Annotated in this window: 20 protein-coding genes and 1 tRNA gene; 12 read left to right on the top strand and 9 right to left on the bottom strand. The window is 68.1% G+C overall.

The features are described 5' to 3' along the window. Positions 1–10 precede the first annotated feature (10 nt). The gene (locus SOM26_RS13080; RefSeq protein WP_320453160.1) at positions 11–157 is read right to left on the bottom strand and encodes a hypothetical protein; all 147 of its coding nucleotides are present in this window, start codon (positions 155–157) and stop codon (positions 11–13) included. Positions 158–274: 117 nt separating this feature from the next. Between SOM26_RS13080 and SOM26_RS13075 the strand changes: the two genes are divergently transcribed. Continuing rightward, positions 275–1,204: a LysR family transcriptional regulator gene (locus SOM26_RS13075; RefSeq protein ID WP_320453159.1), complete on the top strand. Its 930-nt coding sequence runs from the start codon at positions 275–277 to the stop codon at positions 1,202–1,204. Here SOM26_RS13075 and SOM26_RS13070 read toward each other — a convergent pair. Further along, on the bottom strand, positions 1,118–2,353 hold the full coding sequence (locus SOM26_RS13070; protein WP_320453158.1) for a cation:dicarboxylate symporter family transporter: 1,236 nt from the start codon (positions 2,351–2,353) through the stop codon (positions 1,118–1,120). The two genes, SOM26_RS13075 and SOM26_RS13070, sit on opposite strands and share 87 nt — an antisense overlap. 192 nt (positions 2,354–2,545) lie before the next feature. Between SOM26_RS13070 and SOM26_RS13065 the strand changes: the two genes are divergently transcribed. The 6 genes from SOM26_RS13065 to SOM26_RS13040 all read left to right on the top strand — a co-directional run bounded on the left by SOM26_RS13065 (position 2,546) and on the right by SOM26_RS13040 (position 7,867). After that, positions 2,546–3,394 (top strand): substrate-binding domain-containing protein, encoded by an 849-nt coding sequence (locus SOM26_RS13065; RefSeq protein ID WP_320453157.1) that lies wholly within the window; start codon positions 2,546–2,548, stop codon positions 3,392–3,394. Further along, entirely contained in the window at positions 3,391–4,713 is a 1,323-nt protein-coding gene (locus SOM26_RS13060; RefSeq protein WP_320453156.1) for an MFS transporter, read from the top strand. Before SOM26_RS13065 ends, SOM26_RS13060 begins: the two co-directional genes overlap by 4 nt. Before the next feature lie 102 nt (positions 4,714–4,815). Then, a complete protein-coding gene (locus SOM26_RS13055; protein WP_320453155.1) occupies positions 4,816–6,336 on the top strand; it encodes an OprO/OprP family phosphate-selective porin in 1,521 nt (506 codons plus the stop codon). Positions 6,337–6,411: 75 nt separating this feature from the next. After that, positions 6,412–7,416, top strand: coding sequence for an SDR family oxidoreductase (locus SOM26_RS13050; RefSeq protein WP_320453154.1), 1,005 nt, complete (start codon positions 6,412–6,414; stop codon positions 7,414–7,416). 13 nt (positions 7,417–7,429) lie between these two features. Continuing rightward, positions 7,430–7,657 (top strand): hypothetical protein, encoded by a 228-nt coding sequence (locus SOM26_RS13045; RefSeq protein ID WP_320453153.1) that lies wholly within the window; start codon positions 7,430–7,432, stop codon positions 7,655–7,657. 9 nt (positions 7,658–7,666) lie between these two features. Next, positions 7,667–7,867, top strand: coding sequence for a hypothetical protein (locus tag SOM26_RS13040; RefSeq protein WP_320453190.1), 201 nt, complete (start codon positions 7,667–7,669; stop codon positions 7,865–7,867). A 33-nt stretch (positions 7,868–7,900) separates the two neighbouring features. Here SOM26_RS13040 and SOM26_RS13035 read toward each other — a convergent pair whose 3' ends face one another. Beyond that, positions 7,901–8,311: a winged helix-turn-helix transcriptional regulator gene (locus SOM26_RS13035; protein WP_320453152.1), complete on the bottom strand. Its 411-nt coding sequence runs from the start codon at positions 8,309–8,311 to the stop codon at positions 7,901–7,903. Positions 8,312–8,417: 106 nt separating this feature from the next. On the opposite strand from SOM26_RS13035, the gene SOM26_RS13030 reads away from it, so the two are divergent. Beyond that, a complete protein-coding gene (locus tag SOM26_RS13030; protein ID WP_320453151.1) occupies positions 8,418–9,479 on the top strand; it encodes an SDR family oxidoreductase in 1,062 nt (353 codons plus the stop codon). Between the two features lie 9 nt (positions 9,480–9,488). Here SOM26_RS13030 and SOM26_RS13025 read toward each other — a convergent pair whose 3' ends face one another. The 4 genes from SOM26_RS13025 to SOM26_RS13010 are packed head-to-tail and all read right to left on the bottom strand — an operon-like array spanning position 9,489 to position 12,725. Beyond that, entirely contained in the window at positions 9,489–10,079 is a 591-nt protein-coding gene (locus SOM26_RS13025) for an SAM-dependent methyltransferase (RefSeq protein ID WP_320453150.1), read from the bottom strand. Continuing rightward, positions 10,076–10,726 (bottom strand): PIG-L deacetylase family protein, encoded by a 651-nt coding sequence (locus SOM26_RS13020; RefSeq protein WP_320453149.1) that lies wholly within the window; start codon positions 10,724–10,726, stop codon positions 10,076–10,078. Before SOM26_RS13020 ends, SOM26_RS13025 begins: the two co-directional genes overlap by 4 nt. Further along, positions 10,723–11,718 carry an acyl-CoA dehydrogenase family protein gene (locus SOM26_RS13015; protein ID WP_320453148.1) on the bottom strand — a complete coding sequence of 332 codons (996 nt, stop codon included), beginning with the start codon at positions 11,716–11,718 and terminating at the stop codon, positions 10,723–10,725. The genes SOM26_RS13020 and SOM26_RS13015 overlap by 4 nt, the downstream gene beginning before the upstream one ends. Then, the gene (locus tag SOM26_RS13010; protein ID WP_320453147.1) at positions 11,715–12,725 is read right to left on the bottom strand and encodes a glycosyltransferase family 2 protein; all 1,011 of its coding nucleotides are present in this window, start codon (positions 12,723–12,725) and stop codon (positions 11,715–11,717) included. Before SOM26_RS13010 ends, SOM26_RS13015 begins: the two co-directional genes overlap by 4 nt. A 221-nt stretch (positions 12,726–12,946) precedes the next feature. Between SOM26_RS13010 and SOM26_RS13005 the strand changes: the two genes are divergently transcribed. Beyond that, positions 12,947–15,124 (top strand): catalase, encoded by a 2,178-nt coding sequence (locus SOM26_RS13005; protein WP_320453146.1) that lies wholly within the window; start codon positions 12,947–12,949, stop codon positions 15,122–15,124. A 169-nt stretch (positions 15,125–15,293) separates the two neighbouring features. Then, positions 15,294–17,018, top strand: coding sequence for a ubiquinone-dependent pyruvate dehydrogenase (poxB, locus tag SOM26_RS13000; RefSeq protein ID WP_320453145.1), 1,725 nt, complete (start codon positions 15,294–15,296; stop codon positions 17,016–17,018). A gap of 114 nt (positions 17,019–17,132) precedes the next feature. Here poxB and SOM26_RS12995 read toward each other — a convergent pair. Continuing rightward, positions 17,133–17,223: transfer RNA gene (locus tag SOM26_RS12995), tRNA-Ser, on the bottom strand. A 96-nt stretch (positions 17,224–17,319) separates the two neighbouring features. Between SOM26_RS12995 and SOM26_RS12990 the strand changes: the two genes are divergently transcribed. Next, the gene (locus SOM26_RS12990) at positions 17,320–18,186 is read left to right on the top strand and encodes a peptidylprolyl isomerase (protein WP_320453144.1); all 867 of its coding nucleotides are present in this window, start codon (positions 17,320–17,322) and stop codon (positions 18,184–18,186) included. 141 nt (positions 18,187–18,327) lie between these two features. On the opposite strand, the gene acs is transcribed toward SOM26_RS12990, so the two are convergent. Further along, positions 18,328–20,280, bottom strand: a complete 1,953-nt coding sequence (gene acs / locus SOM26_RS12985; RefSeq protein ID WP_320453143.1) for an acetate--CoA ligase — start codon at positions 20,278–20,280, stop codon at positions 18,328–18,330. A 296-nt stretch (positions 20,281–20,576) separates the two neighbouring features. On the opposite strand from acs, the gene SOM26_RS12980 reads away from it, so the two are divergent. After that, positions 20,577–23,102: a PAS domain-containing hybrid sensor histidine kinase/response regulator gene (locus SOM26_RS12980; protein ID WP_320453142.1), complete on the top strand. Its 2,526-nt coding sequence runs from the start codon at positions 20,577–20,579 to the stop codon at positions 23,100–23,102. Positions 23,103–23,176 lie beyond the last annotated feature (74 nt).

Raw genomic sequence — 23,176 nt, 5'->3', positions numbered from 1 at the left:
CCCGAAACGACTATCGTATCACGATGTCGGGACTTTGCCCATCGCCGCCCGCCGACATGCCGGGGATACCGATTCGGCGCGGATCGCCCCCGCGACGGCCCGCGACCCGGCGCATCAACCGGATCGTCCGCTGCGCATGCCGGATCGTGGTGGCCATGACCGGGATCGGCGTCGTTGCGGTGGCCCGGTTGCGGGGGACGAGGCGGGTTGAGGGGACCTGCACTGACCCCGACCCGCTCTGGCTAAGCCGCCCCGGCTCCTGCTATCGGTGGTCATGGCCTCCATGAATTTCGAGCTGCTCGACATCCGCGCGTTCGTGGCGATCGCCGAGGGCAAGAGCTTCCTGCGTGCAGCCGAGCATCTGAACCTGTCGCAACCCGCGATCAGCCGCCGGGTCCGGAAGCTGGAGGCGACGGTCGGCACGCCTTTGCTGGAGCGGACGACGCGGACGGTGCGCCTGACCCCGGCGGGCAAGGAAATCCTGCCGCTGCTCCGTCGCCTGATCGAGGAACTCGACGAATCGTTGCTCGGCATGATGGCCCTGGGCGAGCGTCAGGCGGGGCGGTTGACCATCGCCAGCATCCCCAGCGCCACCGTCCGCTTCCTGCCGGACGTGCTCGACATATTGGCGCAGGATTATCGCAACGTGCGCGTCCGCGTGCTCGACCTGTCGGCGACCGAATGTGCCGAGGCGGTGCGGACCGGGCAGGCCGAATTCGCGATCACCCTTCCCGTCTCGTCCGACGGCGACATGGTCTATGAGCCGCTGACCGACGATCCTTATGGCCTGGTCTGTCGCCACGACGATCCGCTGGCGAAGCTGGTCGATCCGGCGTGGAGCGACCTGACCGGGCACCGGCTGGTGACGGTGCATCCGGGCAGCGGCAACCGGACCGCGCTCGACGCCGGGCTGGCGCGCGCCGGGATCGAACTGCGCTGGTTCTACGAGGTGACGCGGCTGACCTCGGCGCTGGCGCTGGTCCATGCCGGGCTGGGTCCATCGGTCTTGCCGCGCCTGGCGTGCGAGGGGCCCGATGCGCGCGACCTGGTCTGGCGGCCCTTGCGCGGGGCGGCGGTCACGCGCACGCTGGGCGTGCTGCGCCGGACGTCGGCAAGCCTATCGCCCGCCGCCTCCCGGCTGATGGGGCTGCTCACCGAGGCCTGGGCCGCCAAGTCCGGCTCCGCCCCAGCGCGCGACGAGTAGTGAGGCCGAGACATTGGCGGTGCCGCTGGTCAGCGCACGGATCTCCGACAGGAACCGGTCGACCGCGATCAGCATGGCGGCCGCCCCGACCGGAATGTCGGGCAGCAGCGACAAGGTGAGCAGCAGCGCCGAAAAGCCGCTGCCCGTCACCCCCGCCGCCGCCTTCGAGGTGACGAGCATCACCCCCAGATACACCGCGATGCGTCCGGGGGTCAGCGCGATGCCCAGCGCCTCGCCCAGGAACAGGGTCGCGACGATCAGATAGACCGCCGTCCCCGCCAGATTGAGCGAATAGCCCAGCGGCACGGTCAGCCCGGCCACGCTGCGCGGCACGCCCAGCCCCTCCAGCTTCAGGATCAGGCGCGGCAGCACCACCTCGGTCGAGGAGGTGCCGAGCACGATCAGGATCTCGTCGCGAAACACGCGCAGCAGCGTGCCGCCGCCAAGCCCCGTCGTCATCCACACCAGCACAACCAGCCCGGCGATCAGCAGCCCGCACGCCAGCGCCAGCGTCGCGAACAGCAGGCCCAGCGAGCCGATGAACCCGATGCCGTACGTGCCGACCGTATAGGCGATCGCCCCGAACGCCCCCACCGGCGCGGCGCGGATCAGAAAGCCGAAGATCGCGAACTGCAGCCGGGTCAGTGCCTCGATCCCGCGCACGATCGGCGCACCCGCCTCGCCGATGCGCAGCAGGCCGAACCCGACCAGACCGGCGACGAACAGCACCGGCAGGACATCCCCTGCGGTAAAGGCCGAGAACAGCGTGTCGGGCACGATCCGCACCAGGAAATCGCCCGGCCCGGTGATGTGCCGCCCGGCCAGCTGTCGCTCCACCTCGGCCACCGCCTCGCCATAAGGCGGCAGCGGCAGGCCGCGCCCCGGCTGCATCAGCGCCGCGACGCCCAGCCCGATGGCGAGCGCGGCGATGGTGATGCCGAGAAAGACGATCAGGCTGCGCAGCACCGTCGCGCCGGTGTCGCGCGCGGCTCCGTGCCGGACGATCCCCTCGACGATGGTGCAGAACAGAACCGGCGGCACCATCATCCGCATCGCCTTGACGAAGGCGATGCCCAGCGGCCCCAGTTCGCGGCCGAAGGCCGGGACCAGCGCGCCGATCGCCGTTCCGGCGACGATACCGATCACCATCTGGACATATAGGTGCCGCAAGGCGCGCAAAGGCCATCCCATCCTGATATATGCATCAAACGCATAGAGCGGCCCGATCATTGCATTTGATCGAAATGCCGCCCGTAAGGCTTAGTGCCGCGTGCGGCACGATGGCTCAAGCCTCTGCCCCCTAACAAGAACCCGCGAACAGACGGGGCGGCCGAGAGAGGTATGACGACTGTGCGAACTTCCCCATTCCAAACCCTGATTCCCCGGCGCCGGGCGCTGGGAATCGCGCTGCTGCTCGGGTTGACCGGCCTTGGCGCGCCCGTCGCCGCACGGGACACCAAGCCTGCCAAGGTCCGCGAGTTACATGTCGTGACCTCGGGCGGCTTCACCGCCGCCTTCCACGCGCTGGCGGAGAAATATGAGCGCGACACCGGCGTCCATATCGTCGCCGAACACGGTCCCTCGATGGGCGACACGCCGCAGGCGATCCCCAACCGGCTCGCCCGGCACGAGGATGCCGACGTCGTCATCCTCGCCCGCAGCGGGCTCGACAAGCTGGAGCAGGCGGGGACCGTCACCTTCGGCACCGTCACCGACCTGGGCCTGTCCAAGATCGCCGTCGCGGTGAAGGCGGGCGCGCCCGCTCCCGACATCGCCACGGCGGATGCGGTGCGCAACACCCTGGTCAACGCCAAGTCGGTCGCCTGGTCGGACAGCGCCTCGGGCGTCTATATCCAGTCGGTGATGCTCGACAAGCTGGGCATCGCCGACCAGGTCCGCCCCAAGGGCCGCATGATCCCCGCCACACCGGTCGGCCAGATCGTCGCGCAAGGCCAAGCCGAGATCGGCTTCCAGCAACTGAGCGAGCTGAAGCCGGTCAAGGGCATCCGCATCGTCGGCCTGCTGCCCGACTCGTTGCAGAAGGTCACGCCCTTCTCGGCGGGCGTCGTCGCCTATTCCCCCCATCAGGCCGAGGCGCGCGCGCTGATCGCGTATCTGTCCTCCCCCAAAGCCTATCCGATCATCCGCGACAGCGGATTGGAACCCGCTTCGCAAAAGGCCAAGCCATGACCCAGGCAACCGCATCCTTCGCCGCCGCCCCCCCGGCGGCGGCCCCCATTTCGGCCGAACGCCGCAAGTCCGCCTTCAAGTCGATCTTCATCGTTGCCAGCGGCAACTTCCTGGAGATGTTCGACTTCATGGTGTTCGGCTATTACGCCACCTACATCTCGAAGGCGTTCTTCCCGACCGGCAGCGATTTCGCCTCGCTGATGCTGACCCTGATGACCTTCGGCGCAGGCTTCCTGATGCGGCCGGTCGGCGCGTTGGTGCTGGGCGCGTACATCGACAAGCATGGGCGGCGGCAGGGCCTGCTGCTGACGCTGGGGCTGATGGCGCTGGGCACGCTCGCCATCGCGGTGACGCCCACCTATGCGCAGATTGGACTTGCGGCCCCCGTCATCATCCTGCTCGGCCGCCTGGTCCAGGGTCTGTCGGCGGGCGTCGAGGTCGGCGGCGTGTCGGTCTATCTCAACGAGATCGCGCCCCCCGACAAAAAGGGCTTCTTCTGCTCGTGGCAGTCGGCCAGCCAGCAGGCAGCGGTCGTCTTCGCCGCGCTGATCGGCCTGATCGTGTCGACCAGCCTGTCGCCCGAGACCATGCAGGCCTGGGGCTGGCGCATTCCGTTCATCATCGGTTGCGTGATGATCCCGTTCCTGTTCGTCATCCGCCGCCACATGGAGGAGACCGAGGTGTTCCTGAAGCGCAAGGAGCATCCGCCGCTGTCGCAGATCATGCGCACGATCGGCAGCAACTGGGGCGTGGTGCTCCAGGGCGCGCTGATGGCGGTGATGACGACCGTCTTCTTCTACATGATCACCGCCTATACCCCGACCTTCGGCAACAAGGTGCTGTCGCTGACGCCGGGTGCCGCGCTGTTCGTCACCGCATGTGTCGGCGTCACCAACTTCGTCCTGCTGCCCGTCATGGGTGCGCTGTCCGACCGGATCGGGCGTCGCCCGCTGCTGATCACCGCGACGCTGCTGGGCGCGGTCCTCGCCTATCCGTTGATGAGCTGGCTGGTCGCCGCGCCCAGCTTCGGGCGGCTGCTGACGGTCGAACTGGCGCTCGCCGCGATCTACGCCACCTATAACGGCGCGTTCATCGTCTACCTGACCGAGTCGATCCCGGCGCATGTCCGCACCGTCGGTTTCAGCCTGGCCTATAGCCTGGCCACCGCGATCTTCGGTGGCTTCACCCCGGCGATCAGCACCGCGCTGATCGGGGCGACGGGCGACAAGGCGATCCCCGGCGCCTGGTGCGCCGCCGCCGCCCTGCTCTCGCTGCTCGCCCTGCTGATCGGGTCGCGCGTGCGCCGCAGCGCCGACTGACCCTTCTCGACCGCCGCATCCCATGACGGGTGCGGCGGTCCCCTTCTTCATAACCGAGGCGGCGGCCACCGAGCCTGTCGCCCGCCCCGAGAGGATGCCGTCATGTATCGTGGAGCCCTGCTCGCGATCGGCCTGTGCGCGCCCCTGCCCGTCGCCGCGCAAACCACCCCCGCACCCGCGCAACGCGCCGACGACGTCGCGCGCCTGACCCGCCTGGTCGAGCAGCAACAGGCGCAGATCGAACGGCTGGAGGCACGGCTGGCGGCGGTCGAGGGGACCAGGCCCCAGGCGATGGCCGCCGCCCCGCTGGGCCAGGCCCTACCCAGCGACGCCCACCCCTCGCCGCCGCCGCAACTCGCAGCACAGGTCCCGCAGACCCCGCGCAAGCCTGCCCCGCTGGGCCAGTCCCTGCCCTCCGAAGCGCATCCCCCCTCGCTCGACGCGCGGCTGGCACGGATCGAGCAAGCGCAGAACGAAGGCGTCCATGTCGACTGGTCGAAGGGCACGCCGGAGTTCACCAGCGCCGACGGCAAATTCTCGTTCCGCCCGCGCGGCCGCATCCTGCTCGACCTGGCGACCACCAGCGGCAGCGCGCTGCCCAACCGCGACATGACCACGACCACCGCCCGCTCGCTGCGACTGGGGTTCGAAGGATCGGTCGGCAAGCACCTGTCCTATGTGCTGGAGGGCGATTTCGCCGACAATGACGTGGCGATCAAATCGGCTTATCTCGCCTGGACGACCGGCTTCCTGGGGCAACAGGCCGAGTTCGCGCTGGGCAACCGCCTGAACGATCGCGGCCTGGACGGATCGAGCGGCACCATCTCGGTCCCCTTCATGGAGCGCAATTTCGTCGGCGCAGGCATCATCCCGGTGCGCGGCTTCTTCGGCCTGGGGGCGGCGGCGCGCGTCTATGGCGATGGCTGGCATGTCGGGGTACAGGTGTCGGGCGACGATATCAGCAATCCCGGCACGGCGGGCGACGGCCTGACCATTGCGGGCCGTGCGCACTGGAACCCGGTGAAGACCGCCGACTGGATCGTCCATCTGGGCGTCTGGGGCTTCCACGAAAACATCGCCACCGATGCGACCCGCCCGACGCGCAGCATCGCGGTCGGCGGTTTCTTCAACGACAATCTGCGCATTCTGCCCGGCACCTTCACCGGCGCGACGTCGGGCGATGGCTATGGCTTCGAGCTGGGCACCTTCCACAAGTCGCTCTGGGCTTACGGCGAATATGGCGCGCGCCGAATCGAGAATCGCGCAGGCGCCGCGACCGAACAGTCCGCCTGGGCGGTCCAGGGCGGCTGGTTCCTGACCGGCGAGACCCCGCCCTATCTGACGCGCGGCGGCGTGTGGAGCCGCCCCAAGGTCCTGCGTCCCTTCACCTCGGGCGGACGCGGCGCGATCGAACTCGCCACCCGGTACGAGGAACTGGATTACAGCGACAATCCCACCGCCGGGCGCGGCAGCGCGCTGACGCTGGGCATCAACTGGTATCTCAACAATTTCGTCAGGCTTCAGCTGAACGCGATCGACTGGACCGTCGCCAATCCCACCCAACTTGGCGGGGCGAGCGATCATGGCCAAACGCTGATCGGCCGGGTTCAGATCGCCTTCTGAGCGTCTCGGCCCATAAACCGCAGCAACCATTTGGGATCATGCGCGTCCGGCTAGGGAATGGCAAAAGGACGACGCATGGCGAACACGGCGGTAGTGACGGGCGGAAGTGCGGGCATCGGCCTGGCCACCGCCGAACGATTGGCCAAGGCGGGCTGGAACGTGGCGATCATCGCGCGGGACGCCGACCGGCTGGAGGATGCGCGCACGCTGCTGCTCCGTCACGGCGGACAGGTGCTGGCGATCAGCGCGGACGTCGCCGACGCGGCGGCGGTGGACGCGGCGGCTGACCGGATCGAGCGTGAGCTGGGGCCGATCGACGCCTGGGTCAACAATGCGATGTCGACCGTGGTCGCCCCCGCCGACCGGATCAGCGCGGAGGAATATGCGCGCGTCACCGCCACCACCTATCTCAGCCAGGTGTACGGCACGCTGGCCGCGCTGCGCCATATGAAGCCGCGGCGGCGCGGGTCGATCGTCCAGGTGTCGTCGGGCCTGGCCATCCGCGCGGTGCCGCTCCAGGCCGCCTATTGCGCCGCCAAGTTCGCGGTGTCGGGCTTTACCGACTCGCTGCGGGCCGAGCTGATCGCCGACAAGGTGCCGGTCGACCTGACCGTCGTGTACCTGCCCGCCGTCAACACGCCGCAGCCCGGCTGGGCGCGCAACCATACCGGCCGCGAGCAGGTCCTGCCCGACCCGCTGTTCGATCCCCGCCTGTGTGCCGAGGCGATCCTGTCGGCGATCGAGAAACCGCAGCGCGAGATATGGGTCGGCCGCTCGACCTTCCAGATGGCGCTGGCACAGGCGCTGGCCCCCGGCTTCGCCGATCGCCAGGCGAGCGGTTTCGCGGAGGATCAGCTGGCCGGGCCGATCGGTGAAAAGCCGGGCAATCTCGACGCGCCGGTGCCGGGTCCTGCCCGTATCGACGGCGACGCGACCGGCCGCGCCATCGACAACCGGCGCGAATTCTTCACCGCGCGCCAGCGCGACCTGTTCAAGGTCGGCGTCGCGGGCGGCATCGCCGGTGTCGGCGCACTCGCCGCCCTGGGCCTGTCGCGCGCCCTCGGCCGACCGACCCGCTGAACGACAGGAGATCATGATGACCGACAGCGCCACCCAGACCCGCCGCCGCGAGATCGCGACCGAACATCTGCTGTTCAAGACGATGGAATATGTCGAGGCGCAGCATCCCGGCCTGCTCGACTTTCTGGAGGGCAGCCTGGATCATCTCGGCGATCCGGCGGACGGTGCGGACAAGGATGACGAAGCCGTGCGCGAAATCGCCCGGCGGATGATCGTGGGCGCACGCCGCGAGAGGCGCTGACGCTTCGTGATGGCGCTGCATTTCGTGGGCTTTCGCGGCGACGAATATGCCCGCGCCGTCCGAGTCTTCGGCCCACCCGACTTCATCCATATCGGGTGGGACCGCTGGGCGCGGATGGACGTGGCGCCTGGCGACATCGCGATATTCGCGAAGGGTACGGCGGAGGACGAGCCCTCCCCCTACAGCTTTCCCGACCTGCACGAAGGGTGACGCCCGTGCCATTGGCTATGCCGCCCGATGGCCTTACGACTCACGCTGATCCCCGGCTGCGCCAGCAGCGCGTCGTGAACTGCGGCGCGGCACCAACCGGTCGAGCGCATCGGCATTGTCGCGCCCCCAGCCATAAAGCATCTCCACCGGCTCGACGAAACGCTGGCCCAGCTCCGTCAGGCGATATTCGACCATCGGTGGGATCGTGCTCTGGACATGGCGGGTCAACAGCCCGCTGACCTCCATGTCGCGGAGCGTTTGCGTCAGCATCTTCTTCGAAATGCCGGGCAGGCTGCGTTGCAGGACGCCCGTACGCGCCGCGCCGCCATGCCGGGCGTGGAGCGTGTGCAGCACCATGCTGGTCCATTTGGTCGCGAACAGTTCCAGCACGCGGCGCGGCGCGCAATCCTCGCGCCATTCCTCGTCGGGTGTTGCCGGTAGCATGGGTCTGTCTCCAGTGGTTACCCGATGGTGCCTGGGGGCCCAAATGGTGCCGTCTGGACGCGGTGTCCAGCCATGCCCAGCTAAGGGGCCGACATAGGAGGCTTTGATGGCGAAGACGGCATTGGTGGTGGGCGCAAGCGGGATCGTGGGCAGCGCGACGGCGGCGCTTCTGGTGGAACAGGGCTGGACGGTGCATGGCCTGGCCCGCCGCCCGACCGGACAGGCGGGCGTACAGCCGGTCGCCGCCGACCTTCAGGACGCGGACGCGACGGCCGCGGCGCTGCGCGGGGTGAACCCGGACGCGGTCTTCGTCACCACCTGGGCACGGCAGGACAGCGAGGCGGAGAATATCCGCGTCAACGCCGCGATGGTGCGCAACCTGCTCGACGGATTGCCTCGACCGACCGGGCCGCGCCACGTCGCGCTGGTCACCGGCCTGAAGCATTATCTGGGGCCGTTCGAGGCCTATGGCAAAGGCACGCTGCCGCAGACGCCGTTCCGCGAGGAGCAGGGGCGGCTAGACGTCGAGAATTTCTATTATGCGCAAGAGGACGAAGTGTTCGCCGCCGCGAAGCGCGACGGCTTCACCTGGAGCGTGCACCGCCCGCATACGGTGATCGGCCTGGCGGTGGGCAATGCGATGAACATGGGCACGACGCTGGCGGTCTATGCCACGCTGTGCCGTGAGACCGAGCGGCCCTTCACCTTTCCCGGCTCGGCCATGCAGTGGTCCGGCCTGACCGACATGACCGATGCGGGCCAGCTCGCCCGCCATCTGCTCTGGGCGGCGGAAACCGAGGCGGCGCATGACGAGGCGTTCAACATCGTCAACGGCGACGTCTTTCGCTGGCAGTGGATGTGGGGCCGGATCGCCGAGTGGTTCGGCGTCGAGGCGGTGCCGTTCGATGGCGTAGTCCGCCCGCTGGAGCAGCAAATGGCAAGCGATGCGCCGCTCTGGCGCGAGATCGCCGCACGCGAGGGGCTGGCCGAGCCCGACCTCGATCGCCTGGCCTCGCCCTGGCACACCGACGCCGATCTGGGCCGCCCGATCGAGGTGGTGACCGACATGTCGAAGAGCCGGAAGCTGGGCTTTACCGGCTATCAACCGACCGACGACGCGTTCTTCGCACTGTTCGAGCGGCTGCGCGCGGATCGCCTGATCCCCTGACGGCCCACATCAGACGCAACCGCCGCCGCGCCGCGCGACCAAGACGTGCCAGCGGGCGCGGCGGCGGACGGTACGCACATGCCACGCCACCCCCGTCAGGCGCAGGAACCGCGCCTGGATGGCGGCGGCATGCTGGACGAAATCGTAATAATCGACCCGGTGATGCGCCAGGATCAGCCGCCCGCCCGGCCGCACGCTGGCGGCGACCTGCGCCGCGACCTGCCGCATCGCGTGCGGCGACAGGTAATACAGCAACTCGGCAATGACGATCGCGTCATAGGTCGGGCGTGGAAAGCCACCCGGCAGGACCAGCGGGATGGCCCGCGCGCGGGGCCAGACGGCGATGGCCTGCGCGGTCAGGCGGGTGCCCTCGATCGTCCCCTCGGTCGCATCCAGCCGCCGCGCGCGCGGGGCGATCGCTCGACTGTTCGACCCGTTGCCGCTGGCCAGCTCCAGCACGCGGCCCAGCGGCCCTGCGCCCAGGCCGTGCAGGATCGCGGCGCGTTTCACCCCCTCGTCATGGCTGGAAAAGGTGCGCCAGGGATCATCATCGCCCGCAAACTTGTCGGCAAAACCGCTCAGGTCGATGGCACGCGTCATCGGCCCTCCACGAAGCGTTCGACCGGATGGGCAAAGACCGCCAGTTCGTGCCGCGCGATCGTGAAGCCCTGCGGGTCGTCTCTGATCGCCCCCAGCTGGGTCCGATGCGTCCCGATCAGCGATCGCTTGGCCGCCGCGCCGCCGGGCAGCGATATGCAGCGGCAGCGATGCCCCGTGGCGCGCTGTGGTGGCCAGACCCGATAGGCGAGCCGCCGCCCCGCGAACCGGAACCGCGCCAGCACTGCGGCGACCGCGCGGTGGTCGGGATGTGCATCGCTCGCCGCCGGACCGACCAGCAGATCGATCCGCCCCAGCCGCCGCAGCCCCCGGTCCAGCCGCTGGTGGCAGCGGTCCTGCTGCGCGGGCAGGGCGCCATCGGGCAGGCGCAGGAACGTCACGTCGCGACGACCGACACGCAGGCGGCGCAGCGCATATCGGCTTTCCCGCTCCCGCGCCGCGATCAGGCGGGGTCGTGGCCAGGCGGCGCTGTCGGGGTGCGAGGCCGCACCGTCGCTGACCACGATCACCGCGACATGGCTCCCCTGTCGGCGCAGCGCGGCGATCAGCGCGGCGGCGCCGATCACCTCGTCATCGGGATGCGGCGCCACGACGACCGCGCGGGTCACTCCCGCAAGGCGCAACCTCATAAGGATGGCACCAGCAGACCCTGCTCGACCGCGCGTCCGACCCGCAAGCGCTGCGCATCGGGGACCGGCTGGCGCAGATAGACCGTCAAGTCGCTCAGCAGGGCCGAGAGCGGATGCGCGGTGAACTGCCCGGCCAGCCCCACCGCCTCTCGGGCGGTCGCCATGGCACGCTCGGCCGCATCGGCAACGCCAAGCCGGGCTGCGGCCACTTGCGCCAGCCGGGCTTCCTCCGGGGCCGTATCCTCGAACCAGAAATGCGCGGCGCGCCGAACGATCGCCGCCGCGCCATCGGCCAGTCCGAACAGTTCGGCCAGCCGTGCCGCCTGGAACGGATCGCCCGCACGGCCCGTCGCGACCAAATGGTCGCGCGTCCGGTCGACGATCCCGGCGATGCCCCCGGCATGGACAGCCACGAAGCGCAGCGCCCCGCCGCTGAAAAAAGGCTCGCGCGCATAAACGCCCGGCGTGCCGATCCGGTCGTCCGCCTCGATCGCGGCGCGCTCCCAGCGCACCTGATGCGTCTCGGATCGCTGCATCCCGGTCACCCGCCACCAGTCGCGGTCGATGGCGGGGACGACGTGATTCAGGTCGAGCAGCAGCAGTTGCACGCCACCGGGGGTGTCCGCGGTGACCAGCGCATGGCTGAGCACCCCCGCCCCCGACGCATAGCTCTTGCCGCCGGTCAGGCTGCCTTCGTCCAGCCGCAAAGGCTCGCCCGGCAGCGCGGCATTCCACACGCCCAGCGTCGCGCCGTGCGCCAGGGCGCGGCCCAGCCGATCGACCTGCGCGGCGGACCCATAGCGCCGGACGATCTGCACCGCATCGACATGCCCCTCCACCAAACGGCCGAGCGGCAGGTCACGACGACCCATCTCGTACAACTGCCGCAGCAACGCGACATAGACCTCGGCCGTCGGCGGATCCCCGACGGGCCGTTCCGCCCAGCCCGCCGCCGCGACGGTATCGCGCAAGGCGTCCGCCATGGCGTTCATGCCGCGATCTCGCACCCTTGGCCCTCCAATTCCGTCAACAATGCCTCGGCCTCCGACAGCGTGACCAACACGCCCGCGCCCGGCGACGAAGGTACGACCCGCATCGCAAACGCCTGGGCATTGGGACAGTCGCGCGCGACGCCCAGGATATGATCCGGGGTCAGGCCCAGCCGATCGCCCAGGGCCGCACGCACATCGACGCGATCAATCGCGGCGAAGCCGGTCCGCGCCGCCGCCTGCCCGCGCCATTGCCACGATGCCTCGCGCGGATCGGCCAGGCGCGGCGGCTCCCCCTGGTCGAGCGCGCGCAACAGCCCGGCCAGCCCGCCCGCAATCCGCCCCTCGCGCCGGGACGAGGTTTCGACCAGCATCGCCCCGTCGCGCCGCACCCGCATCCCGGCACGCCCCGCATCGTCGAGCAACCGGGCATCCTCCCCCGATGACAGCGGCTGGATCCCGCCAAGCGCCCGATAGGCCGAGGCACGGATGGCGATATTGGCGCCGCCGCTGAAGTGATGCGTGTCGCACGCCTCCCAGGGCACGGGATCGACGATCCGGCGATGACGGTGCAGCCGGTCGTAATAGGCCTCGATCCGGCATTGCTGCGGATCGGCGGCGGCATCGCGGCGGACGATCCGCCCGGCCGCGACCTCCGCCCTGGCGAGCGCCGAGATCCCTGCGGCGATCCAGTCGCGCCCCGGCTGGCTGTCGGCATCGGTCGTGAACAATGCCCCTTCGCCGCCTGCGAGCAGATCGAGCCCCATGGCCAGCGCCGCGCGCCGGGCCGCCCCGGCATTGGGCGCGCCCCGATCCCCGCCCCGCGCCACGACCAGCCGAAAGTTCAGGCCCGACGCCAGCCGGTCGAGCAGCGCCACGCTGCCGTCGCGGCAATCGTCGAGATAGAGGCAGAGGCTCAGCCTGTCGCGCTCGACCGAAAGCGCGGCGATTGCCGACAGCAATCCGGGCAGCATCGCCACCTCGTCACGGGCGGGGACGCAGATGACCACGGGTGCCTTGTCGAACAGAACGTCGAACAGAACCGTCCTCCCCGAGCATCATGGTCCGGGCGCGAAAATCCGCCGCAGCCGTCGATCGATACCGATCATCGCACAAAGTGTAGGCGAAGCAGCGCACAAAGACCTTGATCAATATCAACCATTTAGTTGCCGGGCGATTGGCCGATCCGCGCGTTGAAAGGGATAACCCATTCACGACGAAAGACAGCATCATGGCCAATAAGAAAAGCGCGCGCGCGGACGGCAAGATCGAGGGACAGGCCCCCGCCCCCGTCCTTCCCGCCGGGGCCGACCTGCCGACCCATTATGCCGAGGCGCAGGGCCATGGTGGCGAAACCCATCAGACGACGCAGGACGCCGAACGCACGCTGACCACCCAGCAGGGCATCCCCGTCGCCGACAACCAGAACAGCCTGCGCGCCGGCGAGCGCGGACCGACCCTGCTCGAAGACTTCATCCTGCGCGAAAAGATCTTCCACTTCGACCATGAGCGTATTCCCGAGCGCGTGGTCCATGCCCGTGGCTACGGCGCGCACGGCGTCTTCGAGCTGACCGACAGCCTGGCCGATCATACCCGCGCCGATGTGCTGAGCACGGTCGGGCAGCAGACCGAGGTGTTCGTCCGCTTCTCGACGGTGGCGGGCAACAAGGGGTCGATGGACCTGGCGCGCGACGTGCGCGGCTTTGCCGTCAAATTCTATACGAAGGAGGGCAACTGGGACATTGTCGGCAATAACATCCCCGTGTTCTTCATCCAGGACCCGATCAAGTTTCCCGACCTTGTCCATGCCGTGAAGCAGGAACCCGACCGTGCCTTTCCACAGGCGCAGTCGGCGCATGACAATTACTGGGACTTCGCGTCCCTGAGCCCCGAAGCGTGGCATATGGTCATGTGGCAGATGTCCGACCGGACCATCCCACGCTCGTTCCGCACCATGGAGGGCTTCGGCGTCCACAGCTTCCGGCTGGTCAATGCCGAGGGTCGGTCGACCTTCGTCAAATTCCACTGGAAACCGCGCCAGGGCCTGCAATCGGTGCTGTGGAACGAGGCGGTGAAGATCAACGGCGCCGACCCCGATTTCCATCGCCGCGACCTGTGGACGGCGATCGAGGGCGGCGACTTTCCGCAATGGGACCTAGGTGTCCAGCTGTTCGACCAGGAAACCGCCGACCGGCTGCCCTTCGACCATCTCGATTCGACCAAGCTGATCCCCGAGGAAGACGTGCCCGTCCGCATCATCGGCACGCTGACCCTCAACCGCAATGTCGACAATTTCTTCGCCGCCACCGAACAGGTCGCCTTCTGCACCCAGAATATCGTCCCCGGCATCGACTTTTCGGATGATCCGCTGCTCCATGGGCGCAACTTCTCGTATCTCGATACGCAGCTGAAGCGGCTGGGCGGGCCGAACTTCACGCACATCCCGGTCAATGCGCCGCGCTGCCCGGTGATGAATTTCCAGCAGGACGGCCATATGGCGATGCACAACCCCAAGGGGCGCGCCAATTACGAGCCGAACAGCTGGGGCCCGGATGGCGGCCCGCGTGAAAATCCGACGATCGGCTATCGCAGCTTCCCCGCCGAGGTGCAGGGCACCAAGCAGCGTATCCGCGCCGAGACCTTCGCCGACCATTACAGCCAGGCCCGGCAGTTCTTCATCAGCCAGTTGCCCGTGGAGCAGAAGCATATCGGCGACGCGCTGGTGTTCGAACTGTCGAAGGTCGAGCGCGTCGACATCCGTGCCCGCGCCGTGTCGCATTTGCGCCTGATCGACGAGGGACTGGCCGCCACGGTGGCCGACGGGCTGGGCCTGGACTTGCCCGAACCGGCCAAGGCGGCGAAACCCACGCTCGACCTGCGCCCCTCTCCCAAGCTGAGCATCCTGTCCAACGGTCCGCAGGACTTCAAGGGACGCAAGATGGGCCTGCTGCTGACCGATGGCAGCAGCGCGGACCTGTTCGCCGCGCTGACCGCGGCGCTTCAGGCCGAAGGTGCCATCTGGGAAGTCATCGCGCCCAAGATCGGTGGCGTCACCCTGGACGACGGGACAAAGGTGGCCGCCAAGCAGAAGATCGATGGCGGTCCCTCGGTCCTGTACGATGCGGTCGCGGTCCTGCCTTCGGAGGAAGGGGTGGCGCTTCTGGCGCGCGATGCCACCGCCAAGGACTTCGTTGCCGACGCCTTCGCCCATGCCAAGTTCATCGGTCACAGCGCGGCGGCCGCCACGCTGTTCGATGCGGCGGGCGTGACGGCGCGCGACGACGGCTTCGTGCCACTGGCCAAGGGCAAGGATGCCAAGGCGTTCGTTACCCAGTGTCGCGCCTTGCGCTTCTGGGCGCGTGAGCCGGGCGTCGACCTCGACGCCGCCCCGGCCCCCGCCATGGCCTGAGGCGACAGCGCCCCTCCCCGCACCGATCCTGGAGCGACGGTGTGGGGGAGGGGCGCGATTGCACGTCCTGCATTTACGTTTGCGCGTTTTGCCGGGAGGCGAACCGCGCGCCTTTGCGTTCTACAGCTACTCTCGGGGCGCCGGCCCGCAATGGATGGACGTGGATTTCATGAGCAAGACGATCGCCGACCTGCTTCACGATACGCTGTTGGAAGCGGGGGTGGAGCGCATCTGGGGTGTGACCGGCGACAGCCTCAATGCCTTTAACGACAGCCTGCGCCGCTCGGGCAAGATCGACTGGATGCATGTCCGCAACGAGGAAGCGGGCGCTTTCGCCGCCGGTGCCGAGGCCGCCGCGACCGGCGCGCTGGCGGTATGCGCGGGCAGTTGCGGGCCGGGCAACCTGCACCTCATCAACGGGCTGTACGATTGTCACCGCAACCATGTGCCCGTGCTGGCGATCGCCGCGCATATCCCGTCAAGCGAGATCGGGCTCAACTATTTCCAGGAAACCCACCCGACCGAGCTGTTCCGCGAGTGCAGCCATTTCTGCGAGATGGTGCAGGACGCGCGCCAGATGCCCGAGCTGCTCCACCGTGCGATCCGCACCGCGATCGGACAGCGCGGCGTGGCGGTGCTGGTGATCCCCGGCGACGTGGCGCTGCAAAAGGCCCCCGATACGCGCGCCGTTCCCTTCCCCGCGCTCGCCACGCCCCGGCTGGTGCCTGACGAGGCCACGCTACGTCAGGTCGCCGACCTGGTCGACGGGTCGAAGGCGGTGACGCTGCTCTGCGGTTCGGGCACGGCGGGTGCGCATGACGAGGTGGTGGCGCTCGCCGCCGCGCTCAACGCGCCGATCGTCCATGCCTATCGCGGCAAGGAGTGGATCGAGTACGACAACCCCTATGACGTCGGCATGACCGGGCTGATCGGCTTCTCGTCGGGTTATCACGCGATGATGGAGTGCGACACGCTGCTGATGCTGGGCACCGATTTTCCCTATCGCAACTTCTACCCCGAAAAGGCCAAGGTGGTGCAGGTCGACCGCGATCCCGGTGCGCTGGGCCGCCGCGTGCCGCTCGACTTGGGTGTGGTCGCCGATGTGCGCGAATTCGCGCAGCGGCTGACCCCGCTGGTCCGCCCCGGTCGCGACGATCGGTTCCTGCAAAAGGCGCGCGCGCATTACCGCGACGCGCGCAAGGGCCTCGACGATCTGGCCACCCCGCGTGACGGCGAAAAGCCGCTTCACCCGCAATTCGTCGCCGCGACGGTCGACCGGATCGCCGCCGAGGATGCGGTCTTTACCGCCGATGTCGGTACACCCGCAGTCTGGGCGGCGCGCTATCTGAGGATGAACGGCAAGCGGCGGCTGATCGGTTCGTTCAACCATGGCTCGATGGCCAACGCGCTGCCCCAGGCGCTGGGTGTGCAGGGCGCCTTTCCCCGGCGACAGGTCGTGTCGCTGTCGGGCGACGGGGGGCTGACCATGTTGATGGGCGACATGCTGACCGCCGTGCAGATGAACCTGCCGATCAAGGTCGTCGTCTTCAACAATTCGACGCTCGGCTTTGTCGAGATGGAGCAGAAGGCGTCGGGCTATGTCGATGCCAATGTCTCGCTGAAGAATCCCGACTTCGGTGCCATCGCGCGCGAGATGGGCTATTTCGGCACCCGCGTCACCCGCTCCGACGCGCTGGAGGCGGCGTTGCGCGAGGCGTTCGCGCATGACGGCCCGGCGCTGGTCGATGTCGTGACCGAAGGGCTGGAACTCATCATGCCGCCCAAGATCCAGGCCGAGCAGGCCAAGGGCTTCAGCCTCTATGCCGCCCGCGCGGTCCTGAGCGGGCGCGGTGACGAGGTGATCGAGCTGGCCAAGGCCAATCTGTTCCGCTGACGGGCGCGCGCCGGGTTCTCAACCGAGAATCCGGCTCGACGTTGGATTCCCGGTATGATGTGGCAGTTTAACCGGCCGCGAGATGGTGAACACTGGCACATTGTACCGGATTAATGGCGGAGCGGGAGGGATTCGAACCCTCGATACGGTTTTGCCGTATACTCACTTTCCAGGCGAGCGCCTTCGACCACTCGGCCACCGCTCCGCATGAGTCCATGCCTGGAACACGCGCCCCTAATGCGCTTCGCGGCCTCGCGCAAGCGATTGCGTGGGACGCCGGGCTGGGGCAGTCTTGGTCCCCATGACGATCGCGCTTCTGCTGGCCGCGCTTCTTGCGCAGGCCTCGCCCGCCCCCGCTCTGCCTGTACAAGCTGGCGATCCCTTGCCCGGCGACTGGATCGCGGTGCCCGATGACGAGATCCTGGTCTTCACCCTGTCCAACGGACGGACGGTGACGATGCGGCTGGCGGCCGGGCAGGCCCCGGTGCATGTCGCCAACATCCGTGCGCTGGCGCGGGCGCATTGGTGGGATCAGGGGACCAGCGTGTACCGCGTGCAGGAGAATTACGTCGCGCAATGGGGTGATGCGACCGAGAAGAAGCCGCTGCCGACCGGCATCGTCGCCAATCCCCCGGCTGAATATGACCGCCCGGGCAGCAGCGCGGTCGCACGGTTGAGCAAGCCCGACCCTTACGCGACCTGGGCGGGGTATAGCCGCGATGGCTGGCCGCTGGCGGGCAACGGCACGCGCGAGTGGATGCCGCATTGCTATGGCATGGTCGGCGTCGCGCGCGACCTGGCGCCCAGCACCGGCACCGGGGCCGAACTTTACACGATCATCGGCCAGTCCCCGCGCGCGCTGGACCGCAATATCGCGGTAGCCGGGCGGATCGTCGACGGCATGGACGCGCTGTCCACCCTGCCGCGCGGCACCGGCGACCTGGGTTTCTACAAGGACGAAGGGCAGCGGCTGGCCATCGTCTCGGCACGGTTGGCGAGTGAAATCCCGGCCGGGCAGCGTCCGCATTACCAGTATCGGGAGACGGTATCCCCGCGCTTTGCCGCGTGGATCAAGGCGCGGGAGAATCGCAGGAACGACTTCTTCACCGTGCCTGCGGGGGGCGTGGATATCTGTGCAGCCTTGCCGCCGGTCCGCAAGGCGCCTTGAGGGTTTAGCGTGGCCTTCGACTTCGCTCAGGCTGAACGGAGCGAGGGAATAAGGCCCATCATACCAAGCTACGTTCAGCCTGAGCGAAGTCGAAGGCCAAGGGAATAGGGGGCCGCCGGATAACCAGCGGCCCCGTCCCGGTTACGCCGCTTTTTTCCCCGGCTCGATCCGGTTGGCAACCAAGTGGTCGACCACCGCCGGATCGGCCAGCGTCGAGGTATCCCCCAGCGCATCGACCTGATTCTCCGCGATCTTGCGCAGGATGCGGCGCATGATCTTGCCCGAGCGGGTCTTGGGCAGGCCCGGCGCGAACTGCAACGCGTCGGGCGTCGCGATCGGCCCGATCTCGCGACGGACCCACTGGATCAGCTCCGCACGAAGGCCTTCATCCTCCTCGACACCCGCGTTCGTCGTGACGAAGGCATAGATGCCCTGCCCCTTCACGTCATGCGGCATGCCGACCACGGCGGCCTCTGCCACCTTGGCATGGGCGACCAGCGCGGATTCGACCTCGGCGGTGCCCATCCGGTGGCCCGACACGTTGATGACGTCATCGACCCGGCCGGTGATCCAGTAATAGCCGTCCTCGTCGCGGCGGCATCCGTCGCCGGTGAAGTATTTTCCCGGATAGGTGGTGAAATAGGTCTGGAAGAAGCGGTCGTGATCGCCCCAGACGGTACGCATCTGCCCCGGCCAGCTATCGGCGATGACGAGGTTGCCCTCGACCGCGCCGTCCAGCACCTTGCCCTCGGCATCGACGATCTGCGGCAAGACGCCTGGCAGCGGCAACGTCGCCGAGCCGGGCTTCAGCGCCACCGCACCGGGGATCGGGGCGATCATGTGGCCGCCGGTCTCGGTCTGCCACCAAGTGTCGACGATCGGGCAGCGCCCCTCGCCCACCACCTTGTAATACCATTCCCAGGCTTCGGGATTGATCGGCTCACCGACCGAACCCAGCACGCGCAAGCTGGAACGGTCGGTCTTCTTCACCCATTCGTCGCCCTCGCGCATCAGCGCGCGCAGGGCCGTCGGTGCGGCATAGAAGGTCGCGACCTTGTACTTGTCGACGATCTGCCAGAAGCGGCTATGGTCCGGGTAATTCGGCACGCCCTCATACATCAGGGTCGTCGCACCATTGGCCAGCGCGCCGTAGACGACATAGCTGTGCCCCGTGACCCAGCCCACATCCGCGGCGCACCAGAAGATTTCGCCCTCCCGGTAATCGAACACATGCTGATGGGTGTAGGACGCCCAGAGCAGATAACCGCCGCTGGTGTGCAGAACGCCCTTGGGCTTGCCGGTCGATCCGCTGGTATAGAGGATGAACAGCGGGTCCTCCGCCCCCATCGGCTCGGGCGCGCAGTCGGGGTCGGCGGCGTCGACCAGATCGCCATACCATTGGTCGCGGCCGTCCTTCATCGTCACATCGACGCCGCTGTGGCGGACGACGACGACATGGTCGACCGCCACGCCGTCATGCTCTAGCGCGGCGTCGACATTGGCCTTCAGCGGCACCGCCTTGCCGCCGCGACAACCGCCATCGGCGGTGATGACGATACGCGAATCGCAATCGACGATGCGGTTGGCCAGGCTCTCGGGTGAAAAGCCGCCGAACACGATCGAATGGATCGCACCGATCCGCGCGCAGGCCAGCATGGCGAAAGCCGCCTCGGGGATCATCGGCAGATACAGGGTGACGCGGTCGCCCTTCGCGACGCCCAGCCCCTTCATCGCATTGGCCAGGCGACAGACCTGCTCGTGCAGTTCGCGATAGGTGATGCGGCGATCGGTGCCGGGCGCATCGCCCTCCCACAGGATCGCGACCTGGTCGCCGCGCGTTTCCAGATGCCGGTCGATGCAGTTCGCGGCGACGTTCAACTGGCCGTCGGCGAACCAGTTGATGCGGAAATCCGCCTCGTCGAAGCTGGTGTCCTTCACGGTGGTGAAGGGCGTGATCCAGTCGAGCCGCTGCGCCTCCTCGCGCCAGAATCCATCGGGGTCGGCCTTCGCCGCTTCATAGGCGCGTGCATAACCTTGCGCATCCATGGACGCGCTATCGGCCCATTCGGGAACGGGGTGAACATGGGCGCTCATGTCGATCTCTCTCCTGTCTTTTGCCTGATCCTTAGCAGTCCAACATGGCACCTGCCTATCGGCTCCATGACAAAGTGCTTCCCGGGTCGGGCGGGGCGTCAACCTGGCGCGGCAAAATGTCACCGCGTTGACGACCGATATTCACAATGTCGGCGCGGCGGCATCAAGACGACGCGGGGGAGGCCCGACAATCTGATCCACCTGGGGCAAGATATGGATCACCCCCTCTATTCCTCGTGCCCAAGCAACGCTACAGCGGCTTATCGTCAGGTTTCGAAGGGGGGGACGGAACGAGCATGACCGCGACTGCCCACGGCCCGACCGACATACCAGCCGGTTTCGCCGCTGTTCTGGCGCGAAGCGGCGAGATGGGACGGTTGATCGCGGGTTTCGACTGGTCGGCCACCCCGCTCGGGCCGATTTCGGACTGGCCGCAGAGCCGTCTGACCGCGATCGGGATCGTCCTGGCATCCTCGATCCCGATGGCGACGATATGGGGGCCGGAGGGCATCCTGATCTACAATGCCGGTTACGCCGCCTTTTCGGGCGACCGGCACCCGGCGATCCTGGGCTGTCCGCTGGTCGAATGCTGGCCGGAGGTGGCAGCCTTCAACGCCGAGGTGATCGCCGCGGGCCTGGGCGGGCGCACGCTGGCGTTTCGCGACCAGGCGATGCTGTTAGGACAAGGGGGCGCGACCGAACAGCACTGGCTGGACCTGGACTATACGCCGATCGCCGACGAGCACGGCCACCCCTCGGGCATCATGGCGACGGTGATCGACAGCAGCGCGCGGATGCGCGACCGGCAGGATCGCGAAAACGCCCTGTCCGCCGCGCGCGAGAGCGAGGCGCGGTTCCGCAACGTCGCCGACCATGCGCCGATCGTCATGTGGGTGACCGATACCGGGGGGCGCTGCACCTATATCAACCGCACCTGGACGTTGCAGACCGGGCAGCCTGTCGGCGAAGGGCTGCATTTCGGCTGGGCCGCGATGCTGCACGCCGACGACCGCGACATGGCCGAGCGGGCATTTCGCGATGCCATGGCCGACCAGCGCCCGTTCCAGATCGAATATCGGCTGGCCCAGGTCGATGGCGGCTATCATTGGGTGATGGTCACCGCCATTCCGCGCTTCGACGATGACGGCACCTTCCTGGGCATGATCGGATCGGTCGTCGACATCGACGAGCGCCGCCGCGCCGAGGCGGCGTTGCGCGACATCAACGCGGTGCTGGAGCGCCGGGTGATGGAGGCGCTGGCCGAGCGCAAGCTGTTCGCCGACATCATCGATTCGACCGGTACGCTGGTCCAGGTATTGGGGTTCGACCACCGCTATCTGGCGATCAACCGCGCCGCCGCCGAGGATTTCGAACGGCTGTTCGGCATCCGTCCACAGATCGGCCAGCACAAGGTCGAGGCGATGGCCGGGCGGCCCGAGATCCTGTCGGTGATGCGCGATTACTGGACGCGCGCGCTGGCGGGCGAGGAGTTCGCGGTCATCCAGGCGCTCGACGATCCGGCGGGGGAGCGGCACCATTACGAGCTGCGCTTCAGCCCGCTGGTCTCGGCGGAGGGGACGCCGATCGGTGCGTACCAGTTCGCGACCGACGTCTCGGAGCGGCTTGCGCAGCAGGAACGGCTGCACGACATGGAGGCGCAGTTGCGCCAGAGCCAGAAGATGGAGGCGGTGGGCCAGCTGACCGGCGGCATCGCGCACGACTTCAACAATCTCCTCCAGGTGGTGGTCGGCAATCTGGAAATGCTCGACCGGCTGCTGCCCACCGACGAGCATCCGCGCGCCCGGCGGGCCGCGACCAATGCGATGACCGGGGCCAAGCGCGCCGCGACGCTGACCCAGCGGCTGCTCGCCTTTTCGCGGCGCCAGCCACTGGCCCCGCAATCGGTCGATACGCAACGGCTGGTCGACGGGCTGTCCGACCTGTTGACCCGGACGCTGGGCGAGCAGGTCAACCTGACCGTCGCGAGCGCGCCCGGCCTGTGGACGGTCGAGGCCGATCCCAACCAGCTGGAAAGCGCGATCCTGAATCTGGCGGTCAATGCGCGCGATGCGATGCCGCATGGCGGCACCCTGGCGATCACGATGCGCAACGCCACGCTCGACGGACTGGCGACGATGGCGGCGGGGCCGGTGCCCTATCCCACCGATCCGGGCGATTATGTCGCGATCGACGTCAGCGACACCGGCACCGGCATGGACCGCGCGACGCTGGGCCGCGTGTTCGAGCCGTTCTTCACCACCAAGGAAGTCGGCAAGGGCACGGGCCTTGGCCTGTCGATGGTGTACGGCTTCGCCAAGCAGTCGGGCGGACAGGTTCAAATCGAGTCCAAGCCCGGCGAGGGCACCTGCGTCACCCTGTTCCTGCCGCGCTTTGACGGCGTCGCCCCGCCGATCGAGACCGTCGCACCGGTGTCGCGACCGACCCACGGGTCCGAGACGATCCTGGTGGTCGAGGACGATGCCGATGTCCGCGCCTATTCGACCGAGGCGCTGCGCGAACTGGGCTATGACGTGCTGGAGGCGGAGGACGGCGCGACCGCACTCGCCCTGCTCGAGTCGCCGGGGGCCAGCGAAATCGCGCTGCTCTTCTCCGATGTGGTCCTGCCGGGCGGCATGACCGGCGCGGACTTGGCCTCGGCGGCGCGGGCGCTCCACCCCGAATTGAAGGTGCTGTTCACCACCGGCTATGCCCGCGACGTGATCGTGCATGGCGGACGGCTAGACGCGGGCGTGGCGCTGATCACCAAGCCGTTCGACTTCGCCGACCTGGCCGCGCGTATCCGGGCGATGCTCGACGGGTAAGGCTTTGCCGGGCGGGACGGCGTCGCTGCAACCGGGTGTCATGGATTATTCCGCACCCGATTCATCCTCTTGCG

The sequence above is a fragment of the Sphingomonas sp. CFBP8993 genome, from assembly GCF_034044895.1.
Taxonomy (GTDB): Bacteria; Pseudomonadota; Alphaproteobacteria; order Sphingomonadales; family Sphingomonadaceae; genus Sphingomonas.
This window is presented reverse-complemented; position numbering and strand designations above follow the sequence as displayed.

Coding starts and splice junctions, on each gene's coding strand:
- SOM26_RS13080 (WP_320453160.1), bottom strand. CDS start 157: ATGGCCACCACGATCCGGCATGCGCAGCGGACGATCCGGTTGATGCGC.
- SOM26_RS13075 (WP_320453159.1), top strand. CDS start 275: ATGGCCTCCATGAATTTCGAGCTGCTCGACATCCGCGCGTTCGTGGCG.
- SOM26_RS13070 (WP_320453158.1), bottom strand. CDS start 2,353: ATGGTGATCGGTATCGTCGCCGGAACGGCGATCGGCGCGCTGGTCCCG.
- SOM26_RS13065 (WP_320453157.1), top strand. CDS start 2,546: ATGACGACTGTGCGAACTTCCCCATTCCAAACCCTGATTCCCCGGCGC.
- SOM26_RS13060 (WP_320453156.1), top strand. CDS start 3,391: ATGACCCAGGCAACCGCATCCTTCGCCGCCGCCCCCCCGGCGGCGGCC.
- SOM26_RS13055 (WP_320453155.1), top strand. CDS start 4,816: ATGTATCGTGGAGCCCTGCTCGCGATCGGCCTGTGCGCGCCCCTGCCC.
- SOM26_RS13050 (WP_320453154.1), top strand. CDS start 6,412: ATGGCGAACACGGCGGTAGTGACGGGCGGAAGTGCGGGCATCGGCCTG.
- SOM26_RS13045 (WP_320453153.1), top strand. CDS start 7,430: ATGATGACCGACAGCGCCACCCAGACCCGCCGCCGCGAGATCGCGACC.
- SOM26_RS13040 (WP_320453190.1), top strand. CDS start 7,667: ATGGCGCTGCATTTCGTGGGCTTTCGCGGCGACGAATATGCCCGCGCC.
- SOM26_RS13035 (WP_320453152.1), bottom strand. CDS start 8,311: ATGCTACCGGCAACACCCGACGAGGAATGGCGCGAGGATTGCGCGCCG.
- SOM26_RS13030 (WP_320453151.1), top strand. CDS start 8,418: ATGGCGAAGACGGCATTGGTGGTGGGCGCAAGCGGGATCGTGGGCAGC.
- SOM26_RS13025 (WP_320453150.1), bottom strand. CDS start 10,079: ATGACGCGTGCCATCGACCTGAGCGGTTTTGCCGACAAGTTTGCGGGC.
- SOM26_RS13020 (WP_320453149.1), bottom strand. CDS start 10,726: ATGAGGTTGCGCCTTGCGGGAGTGACCCGCGCGGTCGTCGTGGCGCCG.
- SOM26_RS13015 (WP_320453148.1), bottom strand. CDS start 11,718: ATGAACGCCATGGCGGACGCCTTGCGCGATACCGTCGCGGCGGCGGGC.
- SOM26_RS13005 (WP_320453146.1), top strand. CDS start 12,947: ATGGCCAATAAGAAAAGCGCGCGCGCGGACGGCAAGATCGAGGGACAG.
- poxB (WP_320453145.1), top strand. CDS start 15,294: ATGAGCAAGACGATCGCCGACCTGCTTCACGATACGCTGTTGGAAGCG.
- SOM26_RS12990 (WP_320453144.1), top strand. CDS start 17,320: ATGACGATCGCGCTTCTGCTGGCCGCGCTTCTTGCGCAGGCCTCGCCC.
- acs (WP_320453143.1), bottom strand. CDS start 20,280: ATGAGCGCCCATGTTCACCCCGTTCCCGAATGGGCCGATAGCGCGTCC.
- SOM26_RS12980 (WP_320453142.1), top strand. CDS start 20,577: ATGACCGCGACTGCCCACGGCCCGACCGACATACCAGCCGGTTTCGCC.